The organism is Marinobacter sp. DSM 26671 (assembly GCF_900112835.1).
GTDB lineage: Bacteria > Pseudomonadota > Gammaproteobacteria > Pseudomonadales > Oleiphilaceae > Marinobacter > Marinobacter flavimaris.
This window is the reverse complement of record NZ_FONF01000025.1, coordinates 42,813-50,495: the sequence shown is the minus strand read 5'-3', so window position 1 is coordinate 50,495 and position 7,683 is coordinate 42,813. Positions and strand designations below refer to the sequence as shown.

At 51.2% G+C, this 7,683-nt stretch carries 8 protein-coding genes; all 8 read left to right on the top strand.

The features are described 5' to 3' along the window. The coding region (locus BM035_RS19570) for a transposase (protein WP_175497429.1) at positions 1-153 on the top strand (153 nt) is incomplete at its 5' end. A gap of 138 nt (positions 154-291) precedes the next feature. Further along, positions 292-897 (top strand): restriction endonuclease subunit S, encoded by a 606-nt coding sequence (locus BM035_RS19565; RefSeq protein ID WP_175497428.1) that lies wholly within the window; start codon positions 292-294, stop codon positions 895-897. Positions 898-912: 15 nt separating this feature from the next. After that, positions 913-2,745, top strand: a complete 1,833-nt coding sequence (locus BM035_RS19560) for an AAA family ATPase (protein WP_092033944.1) — start codon at positions 913-915, stop codon at positions 2,743-2,745. A gap of 17 nt (positions 2,746-2,762) precedes the next feature. Further along, complete coding sequence (locus tag BM035_RS19555) at positions 2,763-3,614, top strand: hypothetical protein (RefSeq protein WP_092033940.1); 852 nt, start codon at positions 2,763-2,765, stop codon at positions 3,612-3,614. Further along, positions 3,614-4,684: an endonuclease NucS domain-containing protein gene (locus tag BM035_RS19550; protein WP_092033938.1), complete on the top strand. Its 1,071-nt coding sequence runs from the start codon at positions 3,614-3,616 to the stop codon at positions 4,682-4,684. Before BM035_RS19555 ends, BM035_RS19550 begins: the two co-directional genes overlap by 1 nt. A 230-nt stretch (positions 4,685-4,914) precedes the next feature. Then, positions 4,915-5,583 (top strand): vWA domain-containing protein, encoded by a 669-nt coding sequence (locus BM035_RS19545; protein ID WP_092033936.1) that lies wholly within the window; start codon positions 4,915-4,917, stop codon positions 5,581-5,583. Continuing rightward, on the top strand, positions 5,583-6,275 hold the full coding sequence (locus BM035_RS19540) for a PP2C family serine/threonine-protein phosphatase (protein WP_092033933.1): 693 nt from the start codon (positions 5,583-5,585) through the stop codon (positions 6,273-6,275). Before BM035_RS19545 ends, BM035_RS19540 begins: the two co-directional genes overlap by 1 nt. A 4-nt stretch (positions 6,276-6,279) precedes the next feature. Beyond that, positions 6,280-7,680 (top strand): protein kinase domain-containing protein, encoded by a 1,401-nt coding sequence (locus tag BM035_RS19535; protein ID WP_092033930.1) that lies wholly within the window; start codon positions 6,280-6,282, stop codon positions 7,678-7,680. The last annotated feature ends 3 nt before the right edge of the window (positions 7,681-7,683 follow it).

Here is a 7,683-nt window from a genome sequence, read left to right as displayed (position 1 = left end):
GAACGTATGAGTGCCGGCACCTTGCGCTTGAAGCTGATCAAGGTTGGCGCAGTCATCATCCGCAACACCCGCCGAATACGGGTGTTGATGAGTGATAGCTATCCACACAAGAACGATCTCTCAGCACTGGTTCAGCGCTTGGTGCCCCAGTAGATAATCGGGCTCCCCCGGCCCGATACCAATGGGGGAAAGGGGGAGTTGTGCCTGAATGCCGGAAACTGGCTAAATAATCGCCAACTTCGACCATGACCACTCGGATCTGGCACTACCAGGCTTGGTCTGCGAAGGTTGTTGGAGCACTATGAGAAATCCGGGCTAGCTCAGGAAATCATCCAACATGTTCAAGATGGGAACCATGGCAACGACCACCCAAAAGTGAGCGAATTTATCAAAGAAGGAATCCCATTCCTAACGGCCAATGTAATTCGACGAGGCAAGATATTGTTCGATCGTTGCTATTATCTCGGAGATGAGTGGCTGGATAAGCTGAGAATCGGCTTTGCAAAACCTAGAGATGTACTGATCTCGCATAAAGGGTCTTTGGGTTTCACTGCTGTACTAGATACCGAGTTTGAGAATTATATTCTCAGCCCTCAAACAACATACTACCGGGTAGATGAGAACAGACTCATCCCCGAATATTTGAAAGCATATTTCGATTCAAATTACTTTCAGCGGTTATTCGAAAAAGAGGGAGTCCAATCGACGCGAGCATACCTTGGGATTACCCGCCAGAAAAATCTGCCCATCATGTTGCCGGGGATTCAGAAGCAGCACGAGTACGTGGCGATCGCCAACCAATTTAAAGGCATGATGGAGAAGGTCATATCTTCAAGCGCTGAGTTGCCTACATGTTTCGATTCTCTAAGTCAGAAAGCCTTTACGGGAAAACTTTAGATAAGGAGATCAGCCATGCGCTTAAAGTCCATAAAGTTGACGAATTTTCGAGGCTATCAAGGTACAACCATTGTGGCGGTCGATGAATCCATGACCGGTATTGTTGGCAGAAACGACTTCGGCAAGTCCACTGTTCTAGAGGCCCTTGCAATCTTCTTCGAAGCTGATGGTGCGAAAGCAGATAAAAATGACATGAACTGCTTTCGTTTAGAGGCAGGGGATACCCATTTCGAAATTGCCTGTGAATTTGATGAACTCCCAGACCGCCTGATTCTTGATGAGAATGTCGAAACTACTTTGGGCGATGAGTTGCTGTTAAACGAGGGTGGTTGCCTCGAGATTGTGAAGAGCTTCAAGGCAACCACATCGGGTAAGCCGGATAAAACCTATATCCGTTGCCAGCACCCCTCAGATGAGGCCTTGAGTAATTTACTGGGTACTAAAATGGCTGACCTAAAAGTGCTCGGAAGAGCACGCGGGGTCGAAGGAGACGTCGCTGATCAGAGAGTAGCGTCTCTCTGGCGCCGAGCCATTCGAGCAAGTGCACAGCCCCTTGAACTCATCGAGACCTTGGTTGATGTAGATAAAGGGCTGTCTACTGAAGGTAAGTCAGTCTGGGGGAAAATTCAGGACCAGCTCCCCACCTTTGCGTTGTTCAAGGCCGACCGAGAAAGCAGCGATGGCGATGCAGAGGCCAAGAATCCTCTGCAGCAAGCTGTGAAAGAGGCTCAGGCTTCTTTACAGCAAAGGATTACAGACCTGGAGGCGGAGATAGAGAACAGCGTGCTGGATGTTGCCTCACGCACGCTGGATAAACTGGGCGAAATGGCCCCAGAGCTGGCGAATGAGCTCACCCCCCGATTCAAGGATAAGCCGAAATGGACTTTTAATTTCACTTTGGACGGTGAAAACGGCATTCCCATCAACAAGCGCGGCAGCGGTGTTCGCCGGCTGATATTACTGAACTTCTTCCGCGCCGAAGCAGAAAAGGCTGTGGCGGGATCTGCGAGAAAAGTGATTTACGCCATTGAAGAGCCGGAAACATCTCAGCATCCGAATTACCAGATTATGTTGATGAAAGCCCTGCTTTCACTGGCAAACCAAGAGAATCGACAGATTCTTGTTACCACTCACGTTCCTGCGCTGGCAGGTTTGATCCCTGTTGGGGGAATTCGTTATGTGACCAAGGATGCTGACGGTGTGCCCGCAGTAAAAATGCCGAGCGAATCAGTGCTGAAAGAAGCGGCTGAGAGCCTCGGAGTATTGCCCGAGATGGGAATGGAGCGAGCCAAAGGCGTTGTACTGGTTGAAGGGAAGTCGGATGTGACTTTCCTGAGACACACTACAACGGTTTTGAAAGAGGCGGGCCACACGACTGCTGACTTGGATGACGCGCGGATAGTACCTCTTCAAACGGGTGGCAGTGGAAATGTAAAACATTGGGTAACCCACAAGTTGGCCGATGACCTTGGGCTGCCTTGGTGCGTTTTTCTGGACTCAGATATCGGCGGTGATCCTGCCCAGGTCAAATCCATTCAGAAACGAAAAGCTGAAGTCGAGGCTCAAGGGCGAGCTTTCTATTCAACAAGAAAGAGAGAGATTGAGAATTATCTCTGCCCAGACTTGATTAGAGTCGAAGCCAACGCCGTGGTTACTTACACGGATACGTGCGACGCGAAAAAGATCATTGGCAATGCTGTTGGGATGAAACCCGATGACGTGATTGATCGCTTTTGGCCAAGTATGAGCGCTGAAATGATCATCAGTTCTTCGAAATTCGAGGAGGATGGTGCTGAACGAGTAGAGCTGGTTGAGCTTTCTGAAAAAATCATTGCGCTGGTCAAATAGGAGTTGTTGAGACAGTGATGCGATTACCGATCCGGCACAACGGAAATTACATAGTCGAATTCGACAAGTTGACTGTTCATGGTCGGGAGGCCGCTGGTGGATATGGCCTTACCTTCGTGATGCGGGGCAATCGTCAACCTTGCCAGAGCAAAATGGTCATATTCGATAAAAGCCTTTCGGTCTCCCTGGCTGATCCGATAAGACCGCTATTGGTTTCCATTCCTTCTTCTGATCGCTTGATCAAGTGCCACGATTTTCCAAGTAATGAGCAGGTTGTATTTGAGACCGTACTCAATCGTGAACAGGTTAATGCCCTGGAGGATTACCGTCAGGAGAAAGATCTTAAATTGAACCTAGGGTTGAGGGCATTGGTTGCATCGGGCGATGAGCTGCTTTCGAGTTTTGATTGCACGGATATAGCCTTACCCAGAGAGCAATGGTTGGCTGCATTAAAAAATGCGGGCTACAGGAACACATTGCTGTTCGAGGTTCCGCTTCCGGCAACGTCTGAAGGTTTGGCATCTTTGATTTCAAAAGCTCAGGAGTTCATTGAAACTGGGCACTACAAAGATGCCGTTATGCAATGTCGGCACATTGTCGAACAGGTCGAATCCATGCGCGAGGATAAGCACTTATCAGCCTCTGCCAACAAGAGGGCACATTCCAGCGAACGGAAGGGCATGACCTCTATCGAGCGCCTGTTTAGCCTTCGAGAACAGCTCAAGAACATCTGCCATTTGGGTGCTCACGGCACTGAAGAATTCACCCGTTCTCAGGCGAAGGCGATTCTGGGTATGACCATGGCGTTGCTGTCGGAACCCACTGTGGGTTTTGCGGCCGGACAAGATCTGATTGAGGAGCAAGATTGATGGCAGTCCAGCACGGAATCTGGAAGATTGGCGATAAGCCCCAAACGCTGACGACGGTGACGCTTGAAAGCGAGTCACTACTCGAAGCGCAGATCACCAAAGACATCTCCATCCTCAGCGATCACTGGTTATTGATTGGTCGCCAAGTTTATACCGACTTCGGCAAGTACATTGATCTTCTGGCTATTGATGCCACCGGCTCCATCATCATTATTGAACTCAAGAAGGACAAAACACCTCGTAATGTGGTTGCTCAAACCATTGATTACGCCTCTTGGGTCGAAAACCTGTCTTCGGAGAAGTTTGTTCAGATTTATGCGGATTTCGCGGCAAATAATGGTCTGCCAGATCAGACCTTTGATCAGGCATTTAAAGCGAAATTCGGTGTGGCGCCAGTAGAAGATGAAATCAACAGCTCCCACCAGATGGTGATCGTTGCCGCTGAACTTGATGCGAGTACCGAGCGCATCATCAACTACCTCAACGATAAAGCCAGTGTCGCGGTAAATGCTGTTTTCTTTTCAGTGTTCCGTGACGGAGAGAGTCTGTATCTCAGCCGGTCATGGATGATTGACCCTGTGGAGACGGAAGAGCGCGCAGTCAACACAGGGCAGCGGGGTGAATGGAACGGTGAGTTTTACGTCAGCTTCGGAACCTACCCTGATGGACGGAATTGGCAGGATGCGGCGGAATATGGGTTTATTTCTGCCGGTGGCGGACGCTGGTACAGCAGAACCGTGTTCATGCTGAAACCTGGCGATAGGGTTTGGGTAAACATTCCGGGCACGGGGTATGTGGGTGTTGGAAAAGTATCTGGCCACCCGATGGTGGCGGACGAATTCATCAGCGACGATATGACTTTGCAGGGCGGATATAACCTGGCTTCGGAGTACGGCGAAGACGATGCGGAATATTTTGTGCCGGTGGACTGGCTTCACAAGGTTTCAGAATCCAACGCCGTCAACGAGGTAGGGTTGTTCGGCAACCAGAATTCTGTGGCCAGGCCTCGTGCGTCTAAATGGGATCACACGGTGACTCGGTTGAAGGAGCTTTGGCACATTTCGAAATAGGAAGCTGGGCACCCGAGTTTCGCAACGGGTGCCAGGCAGAGCACAAGGATGTGACGGTAAGAAAAATTACTCTTCAGTAAATAGTTCTACCTCTCACCCCGCTCGCATCAGAGCCTTCTTGTTTTAGATCGTTGAAAAATATCGATTTAAATTTCTGGCATGCTTCTCGCAATTAGACAAATAGAAAAGAATTCAGACGCAGAACTTTAGTAGCTTTAGGAGAAATACAGATGTCGGAACTCAAAAAATTCCAGGTACAAACCGCACGTCCGCTGCCAGTTATCGTGCTGGCGGATACCAGTGGCAGCATGTCGGTTGATGGCAAGATTGAAGCATTGAATCGCGGCCTGAAAGACATGGTCACGAGCTTTGCCTCCGAGAGCCGTCTTCGGGCGGAGCTTCAGGTTTCGGTCATTGCCTTTGGGGGCAACAACGCCGAGATGATTTTGCCACTCACCCCGGCCCATCAGATTGAGGGTGTCACGCAGCTAGAGGCTTCTGGCATGACGCCTCTCGGAGGTGCCCTGACCATCGCCAACGAGTTGATTGAAGACAAGGAAAGCATCCCTTCCCGGGCATACAAGCCGGTGGTGGTTCTTATCTCCGACGGCTATCCGAATGATGATTGGCAAGAACCGTTTCAACGTTTTGTTAATGGTGAACGTGCCGCCAAGGCAACACGGTTTGCCATGGCAATTGGCTCGGACGCGGACGAAGCCATGCTGGGCGATTTTGCGAATGACCCCGAAGCGCCGCTTTTTCGTGCGGAGAACGCGCGGGATATTCACCGATTCTTCCGTGCGGTCACCATGAGTGTTAATGCCCGCAGTCAGTCGGCTAAACCAAACCAGTCAGCTCCGCTGCAGATTCCCGCCGATGACGAGGACTGGGAATTCTGATGAGGCATTTAGCGGCCGGAGCATCGGTAAGGGGCCCCGCCCACGAACAGGATGGCTGCCCTAATCAGGATGCTCTTTCTGTGCGCGGGTGTGGCGGAGGTTGCTTTGTTGCTGTCGCTGACGGACTGGGTAGCCGCCCCCTTAGCCATATCGGTTCTCGGAGAGCTGTTGAGCTGGCTCGCGAGGTTGTTCTCGATCTGAAAATCTCTACCAGTGCCGATGTACCCGCGCAGTTGAGCCGAATATGGCGGTCTGCATTCGCGAATCGCTATGGCGATTATGAGACTACCTGCCTCTGGGCGTGGGTTGATGCTGATGGGCAGGGGCTCGTCGGGCAGGCGGGAGATGGCTTGATGCTTATCCGAAGCCAAGGCAAGTTCCGGGTTCTATCGGATCAGAAGGACGGGTTTGGCAATCAGACAACGACGCTTGCGCAGGCCGAGACCGAGGGTGCCGTCAGTGCTGATATCACACTGACCTCACCAGGTGACGGTGTACTTCTGATGACAGACGGAATCTCGGATGACCTTATCCCGGAGCAGCTTGAGCCTTTTTTCCACGCGATTTATCGACGCCAGAAGCACAGTAGCAAAAGGCGAATGAAGCGCTGGTTGGAGGCCGAGTTAAAACAGTGGTCCACGCCACGCCATGGCGATGACAAGACCATCGCAAGCATTTTCAGAATGGATTAAGCACATGAGCACGACAACCAAACCGAAAGCAGCCCGCTTTGTTCAGGATACTAAGGGAACTAGTTATCAGCTTGTTCAGGAAATGAGTCGAGGCGGGCAGGGTATTGTCTACCGCACCAACCATCCAGAGGTGCTGGTCAAAGGTTTCACCAATAAAGATGAACAGGCTATTGGACGATGGCGCCGGCACATCGAGTGGTTGGTTCGCCAGGATCTGGGGGCGCTCAAACTCTCCAGGCCTTTAATCATGCTCGCTCCGCCACGGAACGGCTACGTTATGGAGCTAATGGATGGGTTGGTTCCGTTGCAGAGTCTATTGGATAGCTTCATTGAGGCTGGGGAAGAAGCTTCGGAGGATTATCTCAAGCAAGGAGGGCTTCGCAGGCGCTTGCGTATTCTTTGCCAGCTAGCGCGTACGCTCAACCAGCTCCATGCCAGAGGCATGCTTTATGGGGATCTTTCCCCTTCCAATATTTTTGTTTCTGATGATGCTGAGCATGCAGAAACCTGGCTGATCGACTGTGACAACATCAGTCTCGAATCGCACAGTGGACTGACATTGCACACGGTTGATTACGGTGCTCCTGAGGTTGTTCGGGGCGACTCGTTGCTGTCCAGCCTCACTGACTGCTGGAGTTTCGCGGTCATTGCTTATCAGTTGTTGACGCACAATCACCCGTTCAAGGGCGACATGATTAATGATGGTGAGCCCGAAGATGAAGAGGCCGCCATGCGCGGCGAGCATCCCTGGATAAACGATTCTGAGGATTTCGACAACGAGTGTTCAGGCAACCTGCCTCTTGAGTTAGTCGACCATAGCCGTTTACCTGAGCTTTTCCGGCGTTGTTTTGAGGATGGATTGGCTAATCCGTCAGAACGCCCCTCCATGGCAGAGTGGCTAGAAGCTTTGAGCGAGAGCGATGAGCGAATGGTTCTCTGCCAGAGTTGTGGCGGACACAACCTTTTGCCGGCCGATTTTGATTGCGCTGGAGGGGCGGAGTGTTTTTTTTGTCCGGCAGCCATTGATGAAAACCTCGTGCTATTTGAGGAGTTTATTGTCCCTTCACAAGAAAACGAGTTTGTTCCAGAGACGGATGACTGGGTGTCCACGGGCAGGAAGGTTGTCCTGCAGCCCGGTGATAAACGTGAGCTCAAGAGGCTGATGCCAACATTTAGTTATGACCGCTGGCCTGAAGATCACCTGCAAGTGGAATATACGGAGCCTGGGCTAGGGATTCGTCCACTGCCAAATGGCACCGTTCATGTTCAGCGGGGGAAAACCGTAAAGCAGGTAGACAGTTACCAGGGGCTGAAAGAAAGCCTGCGGGGAAAATACGACACGCCTTATTGGATTCACATCGGTGAGCTGCAAGATCAGCACATCGTCTGGCAGTTCAGGTGGTGATGA